This window comes from Brevundimonas sp. Marseille-Q4549 (assembly GCF_976940555.1).
Genome location: NZ_CDRHXG010000001.1, coordinates 3,098,563 through 3,120,450 on the forward strand (window position 1 = coordinate 3,098,563; position 21,888 = coordinate 3,120,450).

Here is a 21,888-nt window from a genome sequence, read left to right on the forward strand (position 1 = left end):
CTTCGCCGATTTTGCGATCCCCACTGGCGGATCGCCCCGATCCCCTGTTCTAAGGGGGCATGAACCAAGACGCCTCCTATTTCTTCTGCGGCATCGGCGGATCGGGCATGCTGCCCCTGGCCCTGATCGTCCAGGCGCAGGGCTACGCCATCGAAGGCTCCGACCGTGCGCTGGATCAGGGCCGCACGCCCGAGAAGTTCGACTGGCTGCGCGCCCATGGCGTGACCCTCTATCCGCAGGATGGATCGGGCGTCGTCCGCGCCGACCAGATCGTGGTGGCGACGGGCGCCGTGGAGGACACCGTGCCGGACATCGGCGCGGCCCGGCGCGTGGGCGCAACGATCAAGACCCGGCCCGAACTGCTGAGTGAACTGTTCAACGCCGCCCCGACCTCGGTCGGCGTGGCGGGCACCAGCGGCAAGTCCACCATCACCGGCATGATCGCCTGGATCCTGAGCCAGACCGGCCGCGATCCGACGGTGGTGAACGGGGCAGTGATGAAGAATTTCGCCGACGCCGACCATCCCTTCGCCAGCGCCGTGGTCGGCGGTCCAGCCCTGTTCGTGGCCGAGGTGGACGAGAGCGACGGCTCCATCGCCCGCTACAATCCCACTGTCGCCGTGGTGTCCAACATCTCGCTGGATCACAAATCCATGGAGGAACTGCGTGACCTGTTCGGCGGCTTCACGAACCGTGCGATGACGGCGGTGCTGAACCTGGACAACCCCGAGACGGCGGCTCTGGCCCAGACCTTGCCGGCCGGAAAGGCCATCACCTTCGGCCTGGGCGAGGAAAAGGCCGACCTGTCCGCCCATGACCTTCAACCCCTGCCCGCCGGCATGCGGTTTCGCCTGATCGAGGGCTGGAGCGAGCATGACGTGACCCTGGCCGTGCCCGGCGCTCACAACGTCGCCAACGCCCTGGCGGCGATGGGCGCGACGCGGGCCCTGGGCGTGCCGACCGCCGAGGCGATCAAGGCCCTGGCCGGATTCGCCGGAATCCGCCGCCGTCTGGAGGCGGTCGGGACGAAGAACGACATCACCGTCATCGACGACTTCGCCCATAACCCCGACAAGATCGCCGCCACCCTGAAGACGCTGCACGCCTTCGACGGTCGGCTGCTGATCCTGTTCCAGCCGCACGGGTTCGGCCCGCTGAAGCTGATGAAGTCGGAGTTCATCGACGGCTTCGCCGGCCTGATGCGCGAGGACGACGTCCTGCTGATGCCCGAGCCGGTCTATTTCGGCGGCACCACCGACCGCAGCGTGGGGTCCGAGGACATCGCCTCGGGCGTCCGCGCCGCCGGCCGTCACGCCGAGGCCCTGCCGACTCGCACCGACTGCGGCGAACGCCTTCTGCAAATCGCCCGCCCTGGCGACCGGATCGTCGTCATGGGCGCCCGCGACGACACCCTGTCGACCTTCGCGGCGGAGCTGTTGTCGCGGTTGGACCAAGGCCCACCGCAGCCATGAACGACTTCGTCGCTTATCCGTCACGATGGCGGATCATCTGTCTGATCTTGATGGGGCTGGCGTTTGTCGCCCTGGGTCTTTGGTTGGCGGGTGCGTTCGGTGCGCCCCCCGCCTCCAGACGATACCCCGACATCCTCACGCCCTTTGTCGCTTGGGGAGGGTTGCTGCTTTTTGGAACGGCGACAGTGCGCTGGATTCGCCAACTGTTCGATCGCCGTGAACTTGTTCGCATCGGTCCAGCCGGAGTGATGGTCCGTCTGTGGTCCGACAACACGATACCCTGGAACGAAATCACAGAGATCGCGCCAAGGAAAATCAACGGCGTCAAATACATCGCCATGAAGCTAAGGGATAGACGACGTCATCCGCCGCGTGGCCTTGCGCGTCTTCTGTCCGGAGGGGACAGACTTTTGACCGGTTTCGACCTTACAGTCTCCCTCTCCGCCACGACCCACCGGCCAGAAGACGCATTGGCCGCCATCGAGAAATTCAGGCCAAACCGTTCATCATCCCCACCGTCGTAACGTTCAATAGACGTCGCGCCGATAGCGGCCGTCCTCAAGCATCGCCAACACCGTCTCGGCGCCCAAGGCGTCTTCCAGAGCGGCGTGGACGCCCTGGGACATGCCTTCAAGGCTGCCGCAGACATAGATCGCAGCCCCGCGCCCGACCCAGTCGCGCAACTCGTCCACCGCCGACGCAACTAGGTCCTGCACATAACGGCCGTCGCCTTCATCACGCGAGAAACACCGATCCAGCCGGCTCAGCATCCCTGACGTCAGCCAGCCCTGAAGCTCGGCGTCGAAGAAGGCGTCGTGCGCCTGCGTCCGTTCGCCGAACAGCAGCCAGGCGCCCCCCGCTCCCGTCCGCGCCTTCAGATGGGCGCGCAGACCGGCGATCCCCGTACCGTTGCCGATCAGGATCATCGGCACGACGTCATCGGGACCATGGAAGCTGCGGTTGGCGCGCAGCCGCATGTCGATCACATCCCCGACCGCCAGATCCTGCGTCAACCAGCCCGAGGCCAGGCCCGGCGTCCCATCCGGCGCCTGCATCAGCCGGATCAGAAACTCGGCGCGACCGTCCGCCGGCAGGGAGGCGATCGAATATTCCCGCGCGCCGGGCCGCTGTCCGTCGCGTTCGGGCAGACCGATCTCGGCGATGTCGCCGGCAGACCAGTCGGGCGACGCGCCCACGGCTTCGAACGCCAGATGATACGCCGCGCCGCCGGGGCTGCCCGGATTGATCAGGGTGCGTTCCACCAGCCGCCAGGGCTCATAGGCCGGAGGCGTCCAGTCTGGGGCTGCGGCCTGGCCGGTGATCTGGTTCAACTGATGCTGCCAGTGGCGAATGGCGCCGGCCTCGCCGTCGTCCACCTCGACCAGATCGAACAGCGGTTCCGCGCCCGAGCGCCTCAACCAGCCGTCGACCGCATGGCCGAAACCGCAGAAATAGTCGTAGCTGCGGTCGCCCAACGCCAGAAGGCCGAACCGCAGGCCCGTCAGGTCGGCGGACTGCGCCAGGGTTCGGCGCACGAAACGGGCGGCCGCGTCAGGCGGATCGCCCTCCCCCGTCGTGGAGACGATCAGCAGGGCCCGATCCGCAGACTTCAGCGCCGCCAGGTCCAGGTCGGCGAAGGACAGAACCCGCGCGCCGACGCCGCCGACGCCCCCATCAGCGGCGAGCGCGCGCGCCGTCATCCAGGCCAGTTCCTCGGCGAAGCCCGTCTGGCTGGCGAACGCGACCAGAACCGGCGCGGCGTCCGATCCGGCCAGAGCCTGAGACCGCGCTTTCGCCGCCGAGCGCGCGCGGCGTTCGCGCCAGACCACCAGCGCGATCAGGGCCAGCCACAACCCGACCGCGACGAGGGCCCAGAGCCAGCGTTCGGGGCTCGTGCTCAACCGGCGGCGCTCTCTGAATCGTCCATCATGGCGGCGAAAGCCGGCGTCACCCGCTCGACCAGGCCCCGATCCGTCCGCTCGACGAAGTGGGCGGCCAAGCCCAGGGCCTCGGCGTAGTCGGGACCTTCGAACCCGCCCATGACCATCAGGGCGGTGGCGTAGGCGTCGGCCTTCATGGCCGACAAGTGCAGCACCGTCACCGAGGCCAAGGCGTTTGCGACCGGCCGGCCTGTCGATCCGTCGATCGTGTGGGCGTAGCGACGCCCGGCGTGCTCGAAGCTGCGGCGATAGTCGCCGCTGGTCGCCACGGCCAGGTCGAACAGGGCCGCCACCGTGCGGGGGAAGGCCGCCCCTTCGACTCGCTCGATCTCCACCCACCAGGGTTGGGCGTCCGGCTTGACGCCGCGCCCCTTCAACTCCCCGCCGATCTCGATCAGGTGCGAGGTCGCGCCCAGCGCCGTCAGCCGGTCGGACACGCGGTCCACCGCATGGCCCTTGGCGATGCCGGAGAAGTCCAACTTCATCCCGCCCATCTGCATGGCGGCGCGCGCCTCGCGGTTCAGGCGCAGGCGACGCCAGCCCGACACGGCCAGCGCCGCCTCGATCTCTTGTTCCGACGGCACGGGCAGAAGGGGCGAGCGCGGTCCGGGCGGGCCGAAGCCCCACAGATCGACCAGTGCGCCCAGGGTCGGATCCACCGCGCCGTTCGTCTCGTCTCCCAGGTCCATCGTCGCGTCCAGGAGATCCCAGAAGGGTTGGGACACGGCCCAGACGCCCTCGGGGGCCGTGTTGAAGCGACTGACCTCGCTGGTCGGCTCCCACGGGCTGAACAGGGCGACGACCGCATCCAGTTCGGCCTGGATCGCCGCGCGGATGTCGTCTTCGCCGACGCCGGGCGGGGCGATGACGCGCGCGTTCCAGCTCGTGCCCATGGTCTGGCCGCCCAGCGCACGGATCACGTCGCTGGGCGGGCGCGGCGGCGCGCCCTCAAGGGCAGGGATCAGCACCCGATTGTCGGCGCGATCCGCCAGAGGCAGGGGATCGCCCAGATTGACGACGGGCGGGGCGGCGCGCGAACCGCGCGAGGAAGGCGTGTCGGTCATGTCCCCGGCTTAGGGCAGGACCTCGACCGCCGCCACATAGCTGGCGCTGGATCCCGGGGTTTCGCCCTGGCCCTCGGTGCGGACCGCCGCATTCAGCCAGTACATGCCGGGCTCGGGCCAGGTGACGGTGAAGGCGCCCTGGGCGTCGGTCTTGACCGTCATCTCCTCGGGATTGTCGCGATAGCGGATGCCGCCCCGCGCAACGGTGACATCCAGGTTGGCGGCAGGCTGGCCGTTGTTCAGCAGTTTGAACGTAGCCGCCTCGCCCGCGACCAGATCGTTCGGATGGGTGGTCGGGACCAGTTCCAGCCCCTCGCCCGTCGGCTTGAACACCGCGTCGGTAGGGTTGTTCAGGGTGACGAAGGTCTCGATGCGGGTGGCGGTGCGGGTGGCCTGAACATCCGTCGCGCCCTGCGGCAGGCCCGAGGGGTATTCCGCCGCCGTGCCTCGCCAGCGCTTCTGCTCGCCGTTCAGCTTGTAGCTGGCCATGACGCCGGTCATGACGTTGGCGATCTTGTAGGTGCCGTTCTGGGTCAGATGGGCGTCGAAGGTCGTGCGGTACTGGCCCTGCATCATGTGTTCGGGCTGGATGGTCGAGCCGTCTGGCGCGGTGATGGTCAGACCCGTCATCCGCATGGCTGCGTGATCGGGATTGAAGACCTGGTTCGACATACCTGCGTCGAAACCGACCCAGGCGTCGTTTCCCGACAGGGTGGTGGCGGTCGGCGCCAGCCAGGCGCGGTGCGCCTGGGCGGCCATCGGCGCCGCCAGGGCGGCGGCGAGCGTCAGAAGGGCGATCGTCTTCTTCATGGTCTTGATCCTCAGCGAGAGACGGCGACGCGCACGGCGCCCAGTTCAGATGCGCCGGTTCCGGCGCCGGTGTTGGCCGCACCCCAGCGGAAGGGCACGCGCACGACCTCGCGGCCGCCCAGTTCGCGCGCCGCCTCGACGACGATGTTGTACTGGCCCGGCTGCAGGCCGGCTAAACGTGCGGCGGGCACGGTGATGGTCTGGCGGCCCGGCGCGCGTGTGGCGCCCGACACCCCGTCGGCCGGCAGGGCCATGGCCCGGCCGCCCTTGCGCCACCAGGTGCGCAGGTCCTTCAGCCAGTCCTTGCCGTCGCCCTCGTTGTTGCGGGTCTGCTGATACCAGACGGCCAGGGTCCGCTCGGTCGACTGATCCGGCTTCTCGATCCACACGGCGACATAGGGGCGGTGATAGGAGGCGGTGTTCAGCCGGGGAATCTCGACCGACACGGTCAGATCGGCGGCCATGGCGGGCGCGGCCGCCGCAGCGAGACCGACCGTGGTGATGACGACGGGGAGAAGGCGCATCGGAAAACTCGTCAATGGATGAAGATCAGGGCGATGACGACGGGGATCAGCAGGCCCAGCGCCGCCAGCGGCCAGGTCGATGGCCGGCCCTTGGCGTGCAGGACCATCAGACCCAGACCCGTGACGGCGAAGATGACGCAGGCCGCCGCGAACACGTCGATGAACCAGAACCAGACTACACCCGCGTTGCGGCCCTTGTGCAGATCGTTGAGGTAGGCGATCCAGCCGCGCGTGGTCTTTTCATGCAGCGTCTCGCCCGTCGAACGGTCGATGGTGATCCAGCCGTCGCCGCCGGGCATGGCCAGGGCGACATAGACCTCTTCCGGCGTGGTCTCGGTCGGCTTGCCCGCGATCTCGACCTTGAACGCCTCGGACGCCCAGCGCGCCACGGCGTCGGGAACCGGCTGGGTCGTCTCCTCGGGAAAGGTCTTCAGCCGCTGCAGCAGCGAGGCTGGCAAGGTCCGGGTCTGTTCGACCGTGACCGGTTTGCCGGGGATGGAGGCCGCGTGGTTCAGGGTGATGCCGGTGACGGCGAACAGGATCATGCCGACCAGACTGACCGCCGCCGAAATCCAGTGCCAGCTGTGCAGTTGCTTCAGCCAGAAGGACCGCGCGCCGTTCAGGTTCGCCTTGGGCTTGCGAACGACCGCAGGCGCTTCGGCGCCGGTGGGCGGCGTCGCCGGATCGGGCTGGCGTTGTGCGGCGAGTTCGGTCACGCGGTGGCTGTGCCACCATTGCGAACGGTTTTCAATAGCGGGGACGTCGCGCCTAATAGCTCAGACGCAGACCCAGGGCGAACCGGCGTGGCGGGCCATAGCCGACGACATCGTCGGCGGTGCGCGCGGTCTGGACCTCGGCGTCGAAGAGGTTTTCCACCGCCGCCCACAGGACCGTGCGACCGTTCAGGGCCCATTCCGCCCGCCCATCCAGGGTAAGGGCGGCCTCCAGCACGCGGCTGTTCAGATCGTCGTCGAATCGGACGGACTCATAGCGGGCGGCCGCGATCAGAGTCAGTCGCTGGCTCGCGCGCCAATCCAGACCCGCCGTCGCGCCCCATCGCGGCGCCTGGGCCGGACGCAGGCCCGTCAGCTGCGGCGCGGCGTTCCCGCCGTCGATTTGCGCCTCGGTCCAGGCCAGCGCGCCGTTCAGCGACAGAGCGGGCGTCAAGCGCGCCGTTCCGTTCAGTTCGACGCCCCAGGCCGAGATCACGCCGGCGTTCTGGCGCTGGCGGACGACGCCCGATGCGCCTTCGCTCAGGGTCACATTGACGATGGCGTCGTCGATGCGGTTCCCGAAGACGGTGACGCCCCAGGCGGCGTTCTCCCGGTCCGACGCCAGACCGACTTCGACGCCGGACAGTCGCTCGGGCTTCAGTTCGGCATTGGCGGTGGTCTGATCATTGCCGACGCGAAACGGGCGATAGAGTTCGTTCAGGGTCGCGGGCCGGAAACCGGAATAGGCGGCCGCGCGCGCCGACAGCGTCTCGCCCAGTCTCCGCCGGGCGGCGAGACGGCCGCTGAAAACCCGACCCGACCGATCCTGGAACGCCACATCGGCCGTCGGCGCGCCGCCCGCGAGCAGCCGCTCCACCCGAAAGCCGTCGGCGTTGGCCCAGCGATCCAGCCGAGCGCCGCCCGCCACCAACCAGCCGCCCGAATTCCAAGAGCCGTCGACATAGGCCCCGACTACGGAGGTTTCTCCGCCCGCGCGCCGTTCGCGGGTGAAGGCGCCGCCGAGGTAGGAATAACGTTCGTGCGTCTGGCCGCGATTGAGGCGCGCGTCGGCGCCGATCTCCCATTCCAGCCGCCCACCAGCCCAGTCGGCGACCCGGCGACGCAGGGCCAGATTCACCCCCGATCCGGTCGCGGGCGTCTTGAACTGATCGTTGGCCGGGGTGGTGGTCGATCGATCCGCTGCGACCGACACCGAACGGTTGGCCAGATCGCTGTCGATCCGCCAGGCCTGAAGCCGCCAGCCGTAGCCTTCGGCTTCAGGCGCCCGCGCGGCCGTGGCGCTGAGACTGTGGCCGCTGGCGTTGGCGCGAGCGCCGGCCAGACCCGATCCGCGCTCCTCTTCCCAGGCGGAGGCGCGCAGCGACAGGCGTGCGTCTTCGATCCCGCCCAGCGGCGCATCGACGCGCAACGCGGCGGCCCGGCTGTCCTGGTCCAGACGCGTATCGGCCGCCCCGGCGGAAGACCCGCGCACCGGGATATAGCCGTCGCTGACCTCACGAAGGCCCGAGACGGTGACGCCGACCGATTCCAGCCGCGCCGAGGCCGAGCCGGCCAGCCGCGCGCCGCCGTCCTGGGCCACCGAACCGTCCAGCACGCCGCCCCGGTCCCGCTCGGTGAGGGCGACAGTTCCGGTCAAGGCCCCCGCGCCATATGGACCGGCGCCGGCCCCGCGCACGATATCGACCCGCGCCAGGCTTTCCGGCGCCGCCTGGGACCAGATCACCCAACCTCCGAAGGGATCGTTCAGGGGCACGCCGTCCAACGTGACCAGCGCTCGGCCCGCGCCCGACGGCGCGATGGCCCTGAGCGACAACCCCTGCGTCGTCGGATTGGCCGCCGAACTGGAGGTTCGCCGGAACAGGGACACGGCCGGCACGGTGCGCAACGCCTCGTCCAGCCGCATGGAGCGTTCCAGCACCTGCGGGTCGAGGCGCACGACGGAGAAGGCGGCGTCGGCCGCCGCTGGCGGCAGCCGCGCGGCCGTCACCACGATTTCGGACAGGATCTGGGGCGGCGTCGGGGGCGGAATATCCTGCGGCATCTATGGTTCAATCACCCCCCGCACGGCGAAGGTTCAAGCCGCGTCGCGATAAGTCCGTCCCGCGTCCCTATCGTCACACCTCGGTCCAGCGCCGCAGCAGATTGTGATAGACGCCGGTCAGTTCGATCACCGCCTGATCCTTCGGCCCTTTTTCCGTGGCGACACGCTGGGTGGCCACGTCCAGGCGGAACAGGGTTTCACGGTCGGCGTCGTCGCGCACCAGGCTCTGCATCCACATGAAGGACGACACGCGCGCGCCGCGCGTCACGGGCGTGACCCGGTGCAGGCTCTTGGACGGATAAAGAACCAGGTCCCCCGCCGGCAGTTTGATCGCCTGCGGCCCATACATCTCCTCGATCAGCAGTTCGCCGCCGTCGTACTCCTCGGGTTCGGACAGGAACAGGGTCGCCGACAGGTCGCTGCGGATTCGGACCCCGCCACCGTCGCGCGACTGGCGAATGGCGTTGTCGACGTGCAGGCCGAACTCGCCCCCGCCCTGATAGCGGTTGAACAGGGGCGGAAAGATCGTGTGCGGCAGGGCGGCGGCGACGAACATGGGATTGGCGTTCAGCGCCTGGACGATCAGGGCCGAAACCTCGCGCGCGACGGCGCAGTCCTCGGGCAGCTGCTGGTTCCGCTTGGCGGTCGCGGACTGGTGGCCCGAGGTCATGTTGCCATCGGCCCACGGGCCGGCGTCCAGCCGTTCGCGCAACGCCTTCACTTCCGCCTTGGAGAAGACTTCGGGAATCTGCAGCAGCACGTCGGTCTCGCTGGAAAGGAAAGGCGGCCCCGCCGGGAGGACGGAGCCGCCAAATAGTAGGCCGGGATAAGGGCCTTTAGAAGCGCATGTTCAGGGCCAGAATGGCCTGACGCCCGGCCGCCACGTCGGCGTGGTGAACGCCGTTGGTGCGGATGATGTAGTCCTCGTCCGTCGCATTCTTCACGTTCAACTGAAGACTGGCCCGATCGGTCAGGTCGTAGGCGGCGAACAGGTCCAGGCGCGTCCAGGACGGCGCGTAGATGCGGTTGTTCCCGCCGCCGGCTCCGCCCTGGTTCCCGCCGAAGGACTTGGAGGTGTAATAGACGCCGCCTCCGACCGTCAGCTTGGGCAACAGGCGATAGGTGGTGAACAGGCTGGCGCTGTTCTTGGGCGTATTGGCCAGGGGCAGGCCTTGCAGAGGATTGGCGACCTCCACGGGCGGCGTTCCCGAGAAAATCTTGGCCGCTTTGGTTAGTTCGGAGTCCATGTAGGTGTAGCCGCCGAACACGGTCCAGTTGGGCGTGATATTGCCCGACACGCCTAACTCGAAGCCCTTAACTTCGACCTCGCCCTCCTGACGATAGCGATCCGGCTCCACCAAGATGAGCGCGTTTTTTCGCGTCAGTTGGAAGGCGGCCGCCGACAGGGCCAGACGGTCGTGGAACACATTGGCCTTGGCCCCGATCTCGAAGCTCTCGGTGTCTTCCGGATCCAGCACGACATTGGCGACTCCATCGACCGTGCCCGTCCCGCCCGAGGCGTTCTGATCACCGGCAGCGATGGTCGGCGGCGTCGACGAGGTCGCCCAGGAGGCATAGACGCTGCTGTTCTCCGTCGGCTTGTACACTAGGCCGACCTGATAGTTGGTGAACTCCCAAGTCCGTTTCGGCACGGCCGTATAGCCCGCGACATTCCAGACGCCGGCGGTGGAAGACGGCGATCCCAGCACGGCGTTCACGCCTTCGACGGAATACTGATCCCAGCGCACGCCCAGGTTCAGGATCAGGCGCTCGGTCAGGCTGATGCTGTCGTTGGCGTAGACACCGATGGTCTCGGTCGTGTTGGAGCTGACCGGGCCGCGATTGATCACGCCCGTCCAGGCGTCGTCGGGATTGGGGTTGTAGACCGGGGTGCAATCGCCTGCGCCTGCGGCGCCGTTCGCGGTCGGCGGCGAACCGACCACCGTCGTCAGCCCCGTCGGACAGGCGGCCCCCGAGGTCGTATAGGTGGAATAGGTCGCGTTGCGATTCCGCTCGCGCGTCAGCTCGAGGCCGACGTCGTAGCTGTGCTTGACCGAGCCTGTGGCGAACCGGCCGTACACGTCGGTGACATTGGCCAGGGTCGAAACCGGATTCCAACGGGTCTTGGTCCCCCGCTTCATCCAATAGGTTCCATCGGCCGCCCGACCGACATAGCCGCCGTCGCCGGGGTTCGTGACGATGTAGTCGTTCAGCGTCTCGGCATAGCGGCTGACGTTGCGGATCGTGGCGAAGTCGCTCAGGCGATGCTCGGCCTTGAAGGTGAAGGCGTCCACCGTATTGGTCAGATAGTCGCGCGCCTTCAGGCCGTAGAAGCTGCTGTAGGGCACGTCCAGAACGCCGCTGTCGGTCGTGCGCGACTGGATCTTGGTGAACAGCGGGATGCCATAGTCCGGCATCTGGTCGCTGGTCAGATGGTAGTAGCTGAAGATCATGGACGAAGGCGTGCCCAGGCCGGCGCCCAGGCTGAGGCCCAGGCCCCATTTGTCGTAGTCGACGGCGTCGCGGCCCGGCACGTCGCCCTGGGCGCCCATCAGGTTGATGCGCAGGGCGGCGGTTTCGCCCAGCGGAAGATTGCTGTCGATCGTGCCGCGCAGATAGCCGTCCGTACCGACGCCCGCGCCGACATTGGTGAAGCTGTTCAGCTTGGGCGACTTGGAGGCCAGGTTGATGCTGCCCCCGCCCGAACCACGACCGGAATAGACGGCGTCCGGCCCCTTGATGACCTCGACCTGCTCCAGGTTGAAGACCTCCCGCTGCTGACCGCCGGTGTCGCGCACACCGTCCAGAAAGACGTTGTTGCCCGACGACTGGCCCCGAATGAACGGACGGTCGGCCAGCGGCTGGCCGCCCTCCCCCGCGCCGAAGGTGATGCCCGGCGAGTTGGACAGAAGGTCCTGAAGCGAGGAAGCGGCGGTCTGCTCGATGATCGCCTGGGGGATGACGGTCACGGCGCGCGGCGTGTCGACCAGGGGCGCGACGAATTCGGGGCTGACCGGCGCTGGCTTCTTGACGTGGCCGTTGACGTCGATCGTGCCCAGGTTGGCGGGTTGCTGCTGATCCGCAGCGACCGTCAAGTCGGCGGCGTCGGCGGCCATGGCGGGGGCCGCGACCAACATTCCAGCGGCGCTGGAGGCGAACAGAAGCGCGCGGAGGGAGGCGGCGCGAGAGTCGGACATAGTTTTTGCGACCTTTTGGTCTGATTTTGCGATGCGGTCGCAATAACCAGCTTCAATATGTCGCACAAGCAAAATTGATAATAAATCGCAATCCTAGCTTGCGACTACCGTCAGCGGTCTTGGCTGGGTTTCCTCGGCGTCCAGCCAGGTGGGGTCGGGCATGGCGCGGTGCGCCGCCGCCAGGGCTTCGGACCACCGCCGCCCCAGATCGCGGAAATAGGGATCGTCCGCCTCGATCCGCCGCGCCGTTCCGCTGATCCGGTCGCGCGGCATGACGATCAGGTCCAGCGGCGGGCCGACCGCGATGTTCGAGCGGATGGTGGAATCGAACGAGATCAGACCCAGTTTCACCGCCTCGGACAAAGGCGTAGAACTGTGCAGGGCGCGGTCCAGGATCGGCTTGCCGTACTTCAGCTCCCCGATCTGGAGATATGGGGTGTCGGGGCCGCACTCGATGAAGTTGCCCTGGCCGTAGATCAGATACAGCCCCATCTTGCCGCCGGCGATCTGACCGCCCAGCAGCATGGAGGCGTTGACGTTCAGGGCGTCGGCCGTCGGCGAGGCGGGGGTGTTGATGGTGGCTCGCACCGTCGCCATGGCGTGGCCCAGGATCTGCGCGGCGCGAAACAGGGTGGGCGCTGTGTACAGGGTTTCCGGCGCAGTCGAATCCGGCAGTTTGACCCCCGCCGCCGTCATGGTCAGGGCGGTCTGGGTGACGGACAGATTGCCCGCCGTCGCCACGGCCAGGATGCGTTCGCCCGGCGACTTGTAGATGTGCAGCTTTCGATAGGACGAGATGTTGTCCACGCCCGCATTGGTGCGCGTGTCGGCGATCATCGCCAACCCTTCGTCCACCAACATGCCTACGCAATAGGTCACTTCGTTCTATCCGCTCCCCGCGATGCGAACCGCCCGACGCTAACAGATTCGCGTGTCATGCCTATGCGGACCAGCCCCGCGACTGCAGTTGCTGCTGCGTCTGTTGCACAGGCCGCACATGAAGCGCGACCGTCAGGCTCTCCTGCCCGCCGCCATAGCTGGTTCCCCGGATGGGGGTGGCGCCCAGGGCGTCCAGGCCCACGGCGACGCGGACATAGTGTTCGGTCGGACAGATTCCGTTGGCGGGATCGAAACCGACCCAGCCCAGGTCCTCGACCCAAGCTTCGGCCCAGGCATGGGCGGCCTCCTGGTCATGCTGGCCGTCCTGGCGGCTGAGGTGGCCCGAGACATAGCGCGCCGGAACGCCCAGTTGACGGGCGGCCGCGATGAAGATCTGGGCGTGATCCTGACAGACGCCCCGCCGCTGGGCGAAGGATTCGGCGGCGGTGTGGGCCGCCGAGGTGGCGCCGACCTCGAAGGCGACCTCGGCCTTCAGGGCGGCCATCAGCGCGTGCATCCGGCTGAGAGGCGGCCCCCCCGCGATCGAGCGGGCGAAGTCGGCGATGGCGGCGTCGGGCCGGGTCAAAGGCGTCTCGCGCAGGAAGACCAGAGGCGACAGCCGTTCGGATGCGCCGCCCAGCACGCCGCCGGTGTCAGCGGTCGTCACCTCGCCCATCACGCGGATGGTCAGGGCGTCGGTGGGGCGTTCGGTATAGAGGCTGTGGACGATGTTGCCGAAGGCGTCCTCGCTGCGACGCAGGCGCGCGTCCACGTCCGTCTCGATGCGCCATTCGCGCACCTGCTGGCCCTCGCTGGACTTCGGCGTCAGCCGCAGGGTCTGGATGATGAACCGCGCCGGTCGGGCGTAGGCGTAGCGGGTGGAATGGTCGATCCTTATCCGCATGGTCAGACCAGATACTGTTCGTGGATCGCACCGGCCAAGGCGTTGTTCTCGCTCAGGAACGCCTGGATATATTCGTGCAGGCCGGACTGGAAAATGTCCTCGATCTTGGCCTCGTTGAACTGGCTCAGGCGGTTGGAGGCCAGGCGCTGGGCCGGACCGCGCCGGCCGTAATCGGTCGCCAGCCGCTCCAGATAGCTGACGATCATGCCCTGGCACGACGCCAGCGAGCGCGGCATCTGCCGGTTCAGCACCAGCAGGTCCGCCACCAGCCAGGGCCGCACGCTCTCGCGGTAGACCCAGCGATAGGCGGTCAGGGCCGAAACCTCGCGCAACAAGGTCGTCCACTGGAAATAGTCCAGTTGACCTCCGACCCGTTCGCCGGGCGGGAGCAGCAGATGATATTTCACGTCCAGCAGGCGGGCGGTGTTGTCCGCCCGCTCGATCGCCATACCCAGACGCAGGAACCAGTAGGCGTCGTTCCTCAGCATGGTCCGGGACGAGGCGCCCTCGACCGCCAGGGACGTCGACTTCACGAAGTCCAGAAAGCCCGTGAAGTCGTCTCGGCGCGTCGGCTCGCCCAGTTCGTTCAGACCGTTCCAGGCGCCGTTGATCGCCTCCCACAGTTCGATGGTCAGGGCGGTGCGGACCGAGCGGGCGTTGGTCCGCGCCTTGGTAATGCAAGCCTTGATGGAGGTCGAATTGTCGGAGCCGAAGGCCAGATATTCGCGCACCGATTTCTCCGACACCGCGCGGCCCGAGGCGTCGAAGGCCGTCTTCACCCCCGAGGAGGCGATGGCCCCGGCCCAGGCGGTGACGGCGGCCTGATCCTTGGCCGGCAGGGCCGCCAGGCGAATGGCTGCCTCGAGAATACGGGCGAGGAAATCGGCCCGCTCCATATAGCGGCCGGTCCAGTACAGGCTGTCTGCAGTGCGAGAGAGCATCAGTTGTCCAGCACCCAGGTGTCCTTGGTTCCCCCGCCCTGGCTGGAGTTGACCACCAGAGACCCCTCCTTCAACGCGACCCGCGTCAGTCCGCCGGGCGCGACCCGGACGCCCGCAGGACTGGACAGGACGAAGGGCCTGAGATCGACGTGGCGCGGCGACAGATCGCCGCCCGCCAGGGTCGGCGCCGTCGACAGACTCAGCGTCGGCTGGGCGATGAAGTCGTCCGGGTCGGCGATCAGCTTGGCCCTAAAACCCTCGATCTCGGCCTTGGTCGAGGTGGGGCCGACCAGCATGCCGTAGCCGCCCGATCCGCCGACCTCCTTGACCACCAGCTCCGGCAGCTTGTTCAGAACCTCCTTCAGCGCGTCAGGCTCTCGACAGCGCCAGGTCGGCACGTTCTGAAGGATGGCGTCCTCGCCCGTGAAGAAGCGGATGATGTCGGGCATGTAGGTATAGACGGCCTTGTCGTCGGCGACCCCCGTCCCGACCGCGTTCGCCAGCGTGACCCGCCCGGCGAAATAGGCCGACATCAACCCCGGCACCCCGACCGCCGAATTGGGCATGAAGGTCAGGGGATCGATGAAGTCGTCGTCTATGCGCCGATAGATGACATCGACCCGTTTGGGCCCTTCGGTCGTGCGCATGAAGACGGTGTCGTCGTTGACGAACAGATCGCCGCCCTCGACCAGTTCGACGCCCAGCTTGTCCGCCAGAAAGCTGTGCTCATAGTAGGCCGAGTTGAACGGGCCGGGCGTCAGCACCACGATGGTCGGGTCCGCCCCGGCCCCAACCGGCGCCGAGGCCTGGAGCGAGCGCAGCAGCATGTCGGTGTAGATCTCGACCGGCCGCACCGCATGTTCCGCGAACAGGTCGGGGAACAGCCGCATCATCATCTCGCGGTTCTCCAGCATGTAGGAGACGCCGGACGGCGTGCGGACATTGTCCTCCAAAACATAGAAGCCGTCCTCGCCCGTCCGGACAAGATCGACGCCCGAGATATGGCACCAGACGTCGCCCGGCGGGCGGCGGCCCTGCATCTCGGGCCGATAGTGCGGATTGGTCAGGATCAGATCGGCCGGGACGATGCCCGCCCGGATGCATTCCTGCGGCCCGTAGATGTCCTTCAGGAAGGCGTTGATCGCCGAGACGCGCTGCTTCAGCCCGGTCTCCAGTCCGCCCCATTCGTCGGCGCCGATGATGCGCGGCACCACGTCGAAGGGGATCAGACGTTCGTTGGATTCCTCGTCGCCATAGACGGCGAAGGTGACGCCCATCCGACGGAAGAACAGTTCCGCCTGGCGCGAGCGCGCCTGCAACAGGTCGGCCGGCGCGTTTTCAAGCCAGGCCGCCAGGGTCTTGTAGCTGTCGCGGACCGCACCCGATCCGCCGCCGGTCATTTCGTCGAAAGCTCTCGTCATTCGCCCCCGCCGCGTTGAGATCGCAGCTTGATCCCCACCCAACGGAAAGCGCAACAGTTTTGTTGCAGTGCGGCGAAGATGATGGCGCGACGCCGCTTCGCCTCACGGGATTGAGACTGGAGCGAGGCTCTACGCCGCCAGCGCCTTCATCGACACCGCCCGATCCGCCAGCTTGGTCGCGTCCACTGGCGTTCCCTTCCCGATCAGTTGTTTGCCCGCCATGAACTCCGGGGCGGCGTTGACGGCCTCGACGCAGACGATCCGGTCGCCGTTCATGTGGAAGACCGCAAACCCGCCCGTCGTCGGATCGCCCCGCACCACCTGCCGGTCGGCGTTGAACGGAAGACCGGCGATCTGAAGCTTGAACTCATATTGATCGGACCAGAACCACGGAACCTCCGGCGCCGGTTCGGGGCGGCCGACGATGGCCGCGGCGGCCTGTTTGGCCTGCTCCAGCGCGTTCGGCACGCTTTCAAGACGGTGATGCAGCCCGCCGTGCACCGGAATGGGGCGACGCGTCATATCGCCCACGGCGAAGACGGCCGGGTCGCTGGTTCGCGCCTGATCGTCGACCACCACCCCGTCGTCGCAACGCAGGCCCGCCGACCGCGCCAGGCCGTCGCTGGCCATAGCGCCCACGCCGATCAGGACCGCATCGGCCCGAACGACCGAACCATCGGCCAAGGTCACGCCGTCCTTCGCCACCGCCGTCACCTCGGCGCCCGTCACGATCTCCACGCCGCGCGCCCGATGCTGGGCGGTGAAGAAGGTCGACAGCGTCTCGGACGCCACCCGCGCCAGGACGCGCGGCGCGCGTTCGATCACCACCGCCTCTGCGCCTAGGGCGCGCGCCGAAGCCGCCGCCTCCAGACCCACATAGCCGCCGCCGACCACCGCCAGCCGCTTGCCCGGCCCCAGCACGGCTTTCAACCGTTCGGCGTCCTTGAGTGTGCGCAGTTCCAGCAGTTCGGGATGGTCGCCGCCCGGAACGGGCAGTTTGCGCGCCGTCGATCCCGTCGCCAGCACCAGCAGGTCATAGGTTTCCGACGATCCGTCGTGGAAAGCGACCGTCTTCGCCTCCGCATCTACCGACACCGCGACCGTCGAGGGGCGAAAGTCGATGTTCTGCTCGGCGTAGAAACTCAGGGGCCGCAACAGCAGGGCCTCAAGATCCGCCTCGCCCTTGAGCCAGGCCTTGGACAGGGGCGGACGCTGATACGGCGGCGCATCCTCCTCGCCCGCCAGAACGATCGGCCCCTCATGGCCATACTGCCGAAGAAAGGCCGCGACAGAGCCGCCCGCGTGTCCCGCGCCGATGATGAGAACCTTGGTCATGGGAAGCATTTAGAGCGGCGAGTGGCGAGTGGCGAGTGGCGGTTCAGCAAGGCATGCTCTTGACCGTTTCATCGTTACAGCATAGTGAAACGCGCATGACGACCCAGCCCGCCCGCGCCGCCCTTCATGACGCCCTGCTGTCGATGCAGACGCGCGAGGAAATCGACGCCTTTCTGGCCGACCTTTGCACGCCCGCCGAACTGCGCGCCTTCACCGAGCGGTGGCAGGTCGCGCGCCTGCTCGACGCCGGGGGCAAGTCCTATCGCGAGATCGCGGCCGAGGCCCATGCCAGCCCCACCACCGTCGTCCGCGTCGCCCGTTATCTGAAAGACATGCCGCATCAGGGATACCGCATCGCCCTGGATCGGCTGAAAGACTGAGAATCCGAACATGAGCACTGTCCAGGGTCGGCTGCGCATCGCCGTCCAGAAATCCGGCCGTCTGGCCGACCGCAGCCTGGACCTGATCCGGGACGCGGGCCTGAAATGGGTCAAGGGCCACAACGACCTGCTGTATCGGGTCGAGAACTATCCCATCGACCTGTTGCGCGTGCGCGACGACGACATTCCGACCTTCGTGGCGGACGGGGTCTGCGACCTGGGGATCGTCGGCGAGAACGTGCTGGAGGAAGGCCGCAACGGGGGGCCGAACGCCTCCATCGTCATGCCGCTGGGCTTCGGCCGCTGCACGTTGAAGATCGCCACACCCCCGAGCCTGGCCTATGACGGCCCGGCCTCGCTGGATGGCCTGCGCATCGCCACCTCCTATCCCAAGATCCTGCGCCGCTTTCTGGACGAGCGCGGGGTCAAGGCCGACATCGTCGTCATGCGCGGCGCCGTCGAGGTCGCGCCCCGGCTGAAACTGGCCGCTGCTATCTGCGATCTGGTCTCGACCGGCGCAACGCTGGAGGCCAACGGCCTGGGCGCCAAGGACACGGTGCTGGAAAGCCAGGCCGTGCTGATCCAGTCGCCGACCGCGCCCGAACCCGGCCTGCAACACCTGCTGGACAGCATCATCGAACGGATGGCGGGGGTGGTGTCCTCGCAAGGCGCCAAATACGTCATGCTGAACGCGCCCCGCGCGGCGTTGGACCAGATCACCGCCATCCTGCCCGGCGCCGGTTCGCCCACCGTCATGCCCCTGTCGGGTCGTGACGACGCGGTGGCGGTCCACGCCGTCTGTCAGGAGGCCGTCTTCTGGGAAACGCTGGAGAAGCTGAAGGCCGCAGGCGCCTCAGCCATCCTGGTCCTGCCCATCGAGAAGATGATGTGATGGGCGACCTGTTCAAACGCATCGACTGGTCGTCGCTGGACGCCGCCGGAAAGAAGGCCGCGCTCGCCCGCCCGTCCCGGCGCACCGCCGGCGACGTGACCGAGGTGGTCCGCACCATCCTTGACGACGTGCGGGTGCGTGGCGGCGCGGCCGTGGCTGACTGGTGCCTCAAGCTGGACAAGGCCCCGCCGCGCCGCATCTCCATCACGCCGGGCGCGGTCGCCGAAGCCCGCAACGCCCTGCCCCCCGGCGACGTGCGCGCCCTGCGGATGGCGGCCGACAACATCCGCGTCTTCCACCAGGCGACCCGGCCGGAAGACACCCCCTTCGTCGAGACCACGCCGGGCGTGCGTTCGAAACTGGCGTGGCGGCCCATCGCCTCGGCGGGCCTGTATGTTCCGGGCGGCACGGCGCCGCTGTTCTCGTCCCTGCTGATGCTGGCCATCCCGGCCGGGGTCGCGGGCGTGGCCGAGCGAATCGCCGTCACCCCGCCGGACAAGGAGGGCGGCGTCCACCCCGCCATGATCCTGGCCGCCGCCGAGGCCGGTCTGGACGCCATCTGGCTGATGGGCGGGGCGCAGGCCATCGCCGCCCTGACCTTCGGCGCCGAGTTGGAGGACGGCGTCATTCCGCCCTGCGACAAGCTGTTCGGCCCGGGCAACGCCTATGTCGCCGAGGCCAAGAAACAGGCGTCCGCCTTACCCGATGGCCCCGCCGTCGACATGCCCGCCGGGCCGTCCGAGCTGATGGTCATCGTCGACCGCGATGCCGCGCCAGAGATCGTCGCCGCCGACCTGCTGAGCCAGGCCGAACACGATGCGGACGCGCAGGTTCTGCTGGTCTCCACCAGCCGCGCCACCATCGATTACATCCTGACCGAGGTGGAGGTTCAGGTCGCCACCCTGCCGCGCGAAGCCATCGCCCGCGCCTCGCTGCAGGAGGCCCGCGCCGTCCTGGTCCGCGATCTGGAGGCCGCCGCCGAAGTCGCAAATCTGTATGGCCCCGAACACTTGGCGATCCAGATCGACGATCCCGAAGCCCTGGTGGGTTCGATCAACGCCGCCGGAGCGGTCTTCGTCGGACGGTTCGCCGCCGAGACTCTGGGCGACTACGCCGCCGGACCCAGCCACGTCCTGCCGACCGACGGCGGGGCCAGGACCCTGGGCGGCGTGACCACCGCCAGCTTCATGACCACAATGTCGGTGCAGCTCGTCACCGAGGCCGGCGCCCGCGCCCTGGCCCCCATCGCCGCCCGTCTGGCCCGGATGGAGGGGCTGGAGGCCCACGCCCGCGCCGCCGATCTGAGGGCTGAGTGGTGAGCCTGCCCGCCCCCTATCCTCCGCTGGTCTCCGGCGGCGAGGGTCTGGATCGTTATCCCGGCGACGCCCAGGCGTTGGCCGCCCGCATGGCGGCGATCTACGCCACGCCGGTCGAGACGGTTCTACCGGTTCGCGGCCTGACCCACGGGCTGGAGTTGGCCTGGCGCCTCGCCGCCCGCGACGGCGGTTCGGTCCAGGCGCCCCAGGCCGAACCCTATGACAGGCTGAGCGCCATCTATCCGGCGAAGGGCGATCCCGCCGTCATCGTCATCCGCGCCCTGGGCTCGCCCGAGGCCGTCGCCGAAATGGCCGCCCGTGTCGCCCCCGCCCTGCTGGTCGTGGACGAGGGGTTGATCGAGTTTTCCGACAGCGCGTCGGCCGTCACCGTCATTGCGGACCAGCCCAATCTGGTCGTGCTGCGAAGCCTGTCGCTAGCCTATGGGCTGGCGGGCGCGCGGGTCGGGGCGGCCATCGCCCAGCCCCAGACCCTGGCACGGCTGGCCTCGGTGCTGGAGCCCTACGCCCTGCCCGAACCCCTGGTGCGGCTGGCGCAGCAGGCGCTGGACCCGTCGCGGATGATCGAGACGGCGGAACGCATCGCCGCCGTCCGGCGCGAGCGCGAGCGGGTCGCCCGCGAACTGGGCCGGTTGATGACGGTCGAGCCCGGGGTCGGCCCCATCGTCGTGACGCGGCCGGAAAATCCCGCCGCCGCCCTGGCCGATCTGAAAACCTATGGCGTCGAGGCCGACCTGTCGGGCGAACGGCTGCGTCTGCCCATCTCCATCAAGCCCGAGGTCAACGACCGGCTGCTGGCCGCCTTCGGCCTGACGCCCGCCAGGCGCCGCACGCCGCGCGTCGGTCAGGCCGTGCGCGACACGAAAGAGACGCGCATCGTCTGCGCCGTCGATCTGGATGCGCCCGGTCCGGTGAAGATCGAGACCGGCGTCGGCTTCTTCGACCACATGCTGGAGCAGATCGCGGCCCACGGCGGTTTCTCGCTGCGTCTGCAATGCGAGGGCGACCTGCACACCGACCCGCACCACACCATCGAGGACAGCGCTATCGCCCTGGGCCAGGCGCTGAAACAGGCGCTGGGCGAACGCAAGGGCATCGCCCGCTACGGCTTCGTCCTGCCGATGGACGAGGCCAATGCGACCGTCTCCATCGACCTGTCCGGGCGTCCCTATCCGCTGTTCGAGGGGACGTTCGAGACCCCCTATATCGGCGAATACCGCACCGACCTGACGGCCCACGTCTTCCGGTCTCTGGCCGAGGCCATGGACGCCGCCGTCCACATCACCGTCACGGGCCAGGACGACCACCACAAGACCGAGGCCGTCTATAAGGCCTTCGGCCGCGCCCTGCGTCAGGCCATCCGCGTCGAGGGCGACGCGGTACCTTCGACCAAGGGGGTGCTGTGACCCAGGTCGCCGTCATCAGCTATGGCGCGGGCAATGTCGCCTCGGTCCAGTTCGCGCTGGAGCGGCTGGGTGCGACCGTGCGCCTGACCGCCGACCCGATCGAGATCGCAGAGGCCGAGCGGGTCATTCTGCCCGGCGTCGGGGCGGCGGGCTACGCCATGTCGCGGCTGGCGGCGTTGAACCTGATTGAGCCCTTGCGCGCCTTCGAACGCCCCCTGCTGGGCGTCTGTCTGGGTCAGCAGCTGCTTTTCGAGCGCAGCGACGAGGGAGAGGATGTCCAGATGCTGGGCCTCATCCCCGGCACGGTCGGGCGGCTGGAGCCGGACGTCCCCCTGCCCGTGCCGCACATGGGCTGGAGCCGGCTGACGCGCGACCGCGACGATCCGCTGCTGAAGGGCGTCGCCGACGGCGCCTACGCCTATTTCGTCCACGGCTTCGTCTGCCCGGACGGGCCGGCGACCCTGGCCCGCGCCGACTATGGCGGCCCGGTTCCGGCCATGGTGCGATCCGCCAACCGCTGGGGCTGCCAGTTCCACCCCGAACGCTCGGCCGAGGCCGGAGCGACTATCCTCAAGAATTTCCTGGAGATTGCGGTGTGAACCGCACCGCTCTCC

At 68.2% G+C, this 21,888-nt stretch carries 20 protein-coding genes; 7 read left to right on the forward strand and 13 right to left on the reverse strand.

What is annotated here, in order from left to right; genetic code table 11:
• The first annotated feature begins 59 nt into the window (after positions 1-59).
• Both ACWPV3_RS15535 and ACWPV3_RS15540 read left to right on the forward strand, forming a co-directional pair.
• Positions 60-1,472: a UDP-N-acetylmuramate--L-alanine ligase gene (locus tag ACWPV3_RS15535; protein ID WP_453978420.1), complete on the forward strand. Its 1,413-nt coding sequence runs from the start codon at positions 60-62 to the stop codon at positions 1,470-1,472.
• Entirely contained in the window at positions 1,469-1,996 is a 528-nt protein-coding gene (locus ACWPV3_RS15540; protein ID WP_453978421.1) for an STM3941 family protein, read from the forward strand. Before ACWPV3_RS15535 ends, ACWPV3_RS15540 begins: the two co-directional genes overlap by 4 nt.
• 3 nt (positions 1,997-1,999) lie before the next feature.
• Here ACWPV3_RS15540 and ACWPV3_RS15545 read toward each other — a convergent pair whose 3' ends face one another.
• From ACWPV3_RS15545 to ACWPV3_RS15605, 13 genes are all read right to left on the reverse strand, one after another.
• Positions 2,000-3,373 (reverse strand): sulfite reductase subunit alpha, encoded by a 1,374-nt coding sequence (locus ACWPV3_RS15545; protein WP_453978422.1) that lies wholly within the window; start codon positions 3,371-3,373, stop codon positions 2,000-2,002.
• On the reverse strand, positions 3,370-4,476 hold the full coding sequence (locus tag ACWPV3_RS15550) for an FAD:protein FMN transferase (protein ID WP_453978423.1): 1,107 nt from the start codon (positions 4,474-4,476) through the stop codon (positions 3,370-3,372). The genes ACWPV3_RS15545 and ACWPV3_RS15550 overlap by 4 nt, the downstream gene beginning before the upstream one ends.
• A 9-nt stretch (positions 4,477-4,485) precedes the next feature.
• Positions 4,486-5,286 carry a DUF4198 domain-containing protein gene (locus ACWPV3_RS15555; RefSeq protein WP_313452380.1) on the reverse strand — a complete coding sequence of 267 codons (801 nt, stop codon included), beginning with the start codon at positions 5,284-5,286 and terminating at the stop codon, positions 4,486-4,488.
• A gap of 11 nt (positions 5,287-5,297) precedes the next feature.
• Positions 5,298-5,810 carry a DUF2271 domain-containing protein gene (locus ACWPV3_RS15560; protein ID WP_313452383.1) on the reverse strand — a complete coding sequence of 171 codons (513 nt, stop codon included), beginning with the start codon at positions 5,808-5,810 and terminating at the stop codon, positions 5,298-5,300.
• A gap of 11 nt (positions 5,811-5,821) precedes the next feature.
• Positions 5,822-6,526 carry a PepSY-associated TM helix domain-containing protein gene (locus ACWPV3_RS15565; protein WP_409516198.1) on the reverse strand — a complete coding sequence of 235 codons (705 nt, stop codon included), beginning with the start codon at positions 6,524-6,526 and terminating at the stop codon, positions 5,822-5,824.
• Between the two features lie 52 nt (positions 6,527-6,578).
• Positions 6,579-8,585, reverse strand: a complete 2,007-nt coding sequence (locus ACWPV3_RS15570; protein ID WP_313452385.1) for a TonB-dependent receptor — start codon at positions 8,583-8,585, stop codon at positions 6,579-6,581.
• A gap of 73 nt (positions 8,586-8,658) precedes the next feature.
• On the reverse strand, positions 8,659-9,345 hold the full coding sequence (locus ACWPV3_RS15575; RefSeq protein WP_312734249.1) for a Fe2+-dependent dioxygenase: 687 nt from the start codon (positions 9,343-9,345) through the stop codon (positions 8,659-8,661).
• Between the two features lie 76 nt (positions 9,346-9,421).
• Complete coding sequence (locus ACWPV3_RS15580) at positions 9,422-11,782, reverse strand: TonB-dependent receptor (protein ID WP_453978424.1); 2,361 nt, start codon at positions 11,780-11,782, stop codon at positions 9,422-9,424.
• Between the two features lie 93 nt (positions 11,783-11,875).
• Complete coding sequence (locus ACWPV3_RS15585; protein WP_312734251.1) at positions 11,876-12,661, reverse strand: peptidase; 786 nt, start codon at positions 12,659-12,661, stop codon at positions 11,876-11,878.
• A 61-nt stretch (positions 12,662-12,722) separates the two neighbouring features.
• The gene (locus ACWPV3_RS15590; protein ID WP_292086917.1) at positions 12,723-13,565 is read right to left on the reverse strand and encodes a transglutaminase family protein; all 843 of its coding nucleotides are present in this window, start codon (positions 13,563-13,565) and stop codon (positions 12,723-12,725) included.
• Positions 13,566-13,567: 2 nt separating this feature from the next.
• Entirely contained in the window at positions 13,568-14,506 is a 939-nt protein-coding gene (locus tag ACWPV3_RS15595) for an alpha-E domain-containing protein (RefSeq protein ID WP_292086916.1), read from the reverse strand.
• Positions 14,506-15,927, reverse strand: coding sequence for a circularly permuted type 2 ATP-grasp protein (locus ACWPV3_RS15600; protein ID WP_453978426.1), 1,422 nt, complete (start codon positions 15,925-15,927; stop codon positions 14,506-14,508). Before ACWPV3_RS15600 ends, ACWPV3_RS15595 begins: the two co-directional genes overlap by 1 nt.
• A 129-nt stretch (positions 15,928-16,056) precedes the next feature.
• Complete coding sequence (locus tag ACWPV3_RS15605; RefSeq protein ID WP_453978427.1) at positions 16,057-17,262, reverse strand: NAD(P)/FAD-dependent oxidoreductase; 1,206 nt, start codon at positions 17,260-17,262, stop codon at positions 16,057-16,059.
• A 95-nt stretch (positions 17,263-17,357) separates the two neighbouring features.
• Between ACWPV3_RS15605 and ACWPV3_RS15610 the strand changes: the two genes are divergently transcribed.
• Genes ACWPV3_RS15610 through hisH form a run of 5 tightly spaced genes read left to right on the forward strand, consistent with a single transcriptional unit; the run spans position 17,358 to position 21,873 of the window.
• The gene (locus ACWPV3_RS15610; protein WP_453978428.1) at positions 17,358-17,642 is read left to right on the forward strand and encodes a YerC/YecD family TrpR-related protein; all 285 of its coding nucleotides are present in this window, start codon (positions 17,358-17,360) and stop codon (positions 17,640-17,642) included.
• Between the two features lie 10 nt (positions 17,643-17,652).
• Positions 17,653-18,534 carry an ATP phosphoribosyltransferase gene (hisG, locus tag ACWPV3_RS15615; RefSeq protein ID WP_453978430.1) on the forward strand — a complete coding sequence of 294 codons (882 nt, stop codon included), beginning with the start codon at positions 17,653-17,655 and terminating at the stop codon, positions 18,532-18,534.
• Positions 18,534-19,853, forward strand: coding sequence for a histidinol dehydrogenase (gene hisD, locus ACWPV3_RS15620; protein WP_453978432.1), 1,320 nt, complete (start codon positions 18,534-18,536; stop codon positions 19,851-19,853). The genes hisG and hisD overlap by 1 nt, the downstream gene beginning before the upstream one ends.
• Positions 19,850-21,274 carry an imidazoleglycerol-phosphate dehydratase HisB gene (gene hisB / locus ACWPV3_RS15625; RefSeq protein WP_453978433.1) on the forward strand — a complete coding sequence of 475 codons (1,425 nt, stop codon included), beginning with the start codon at positions 19,850-19,852 and terminating at the stop codon, positions 21,272-21,274. The genes hisD and hisB overlap by 4 nt, the downstream gene beginning before the upstream one ends.
• Positions 21,271-21,873 carry an imidazole glycerol phosphate synthase subunit HisH gene (hisH, locus tag ACWPV3_RS15630; protein WP_453978434.1) on the forward strand — a complete coding sequence of 201 codons (603 nt, stop codon included), beginning with the start codon at positions 21,271-21,273 and terminating at the stop codon, positions 21,871-21,873. The genes hisB and hisH overlap by 4 nt, the downstream gene beginning before the upstream one ends.
• Positions 21,874-21,888: the final 15 nt, after the last annotated feature.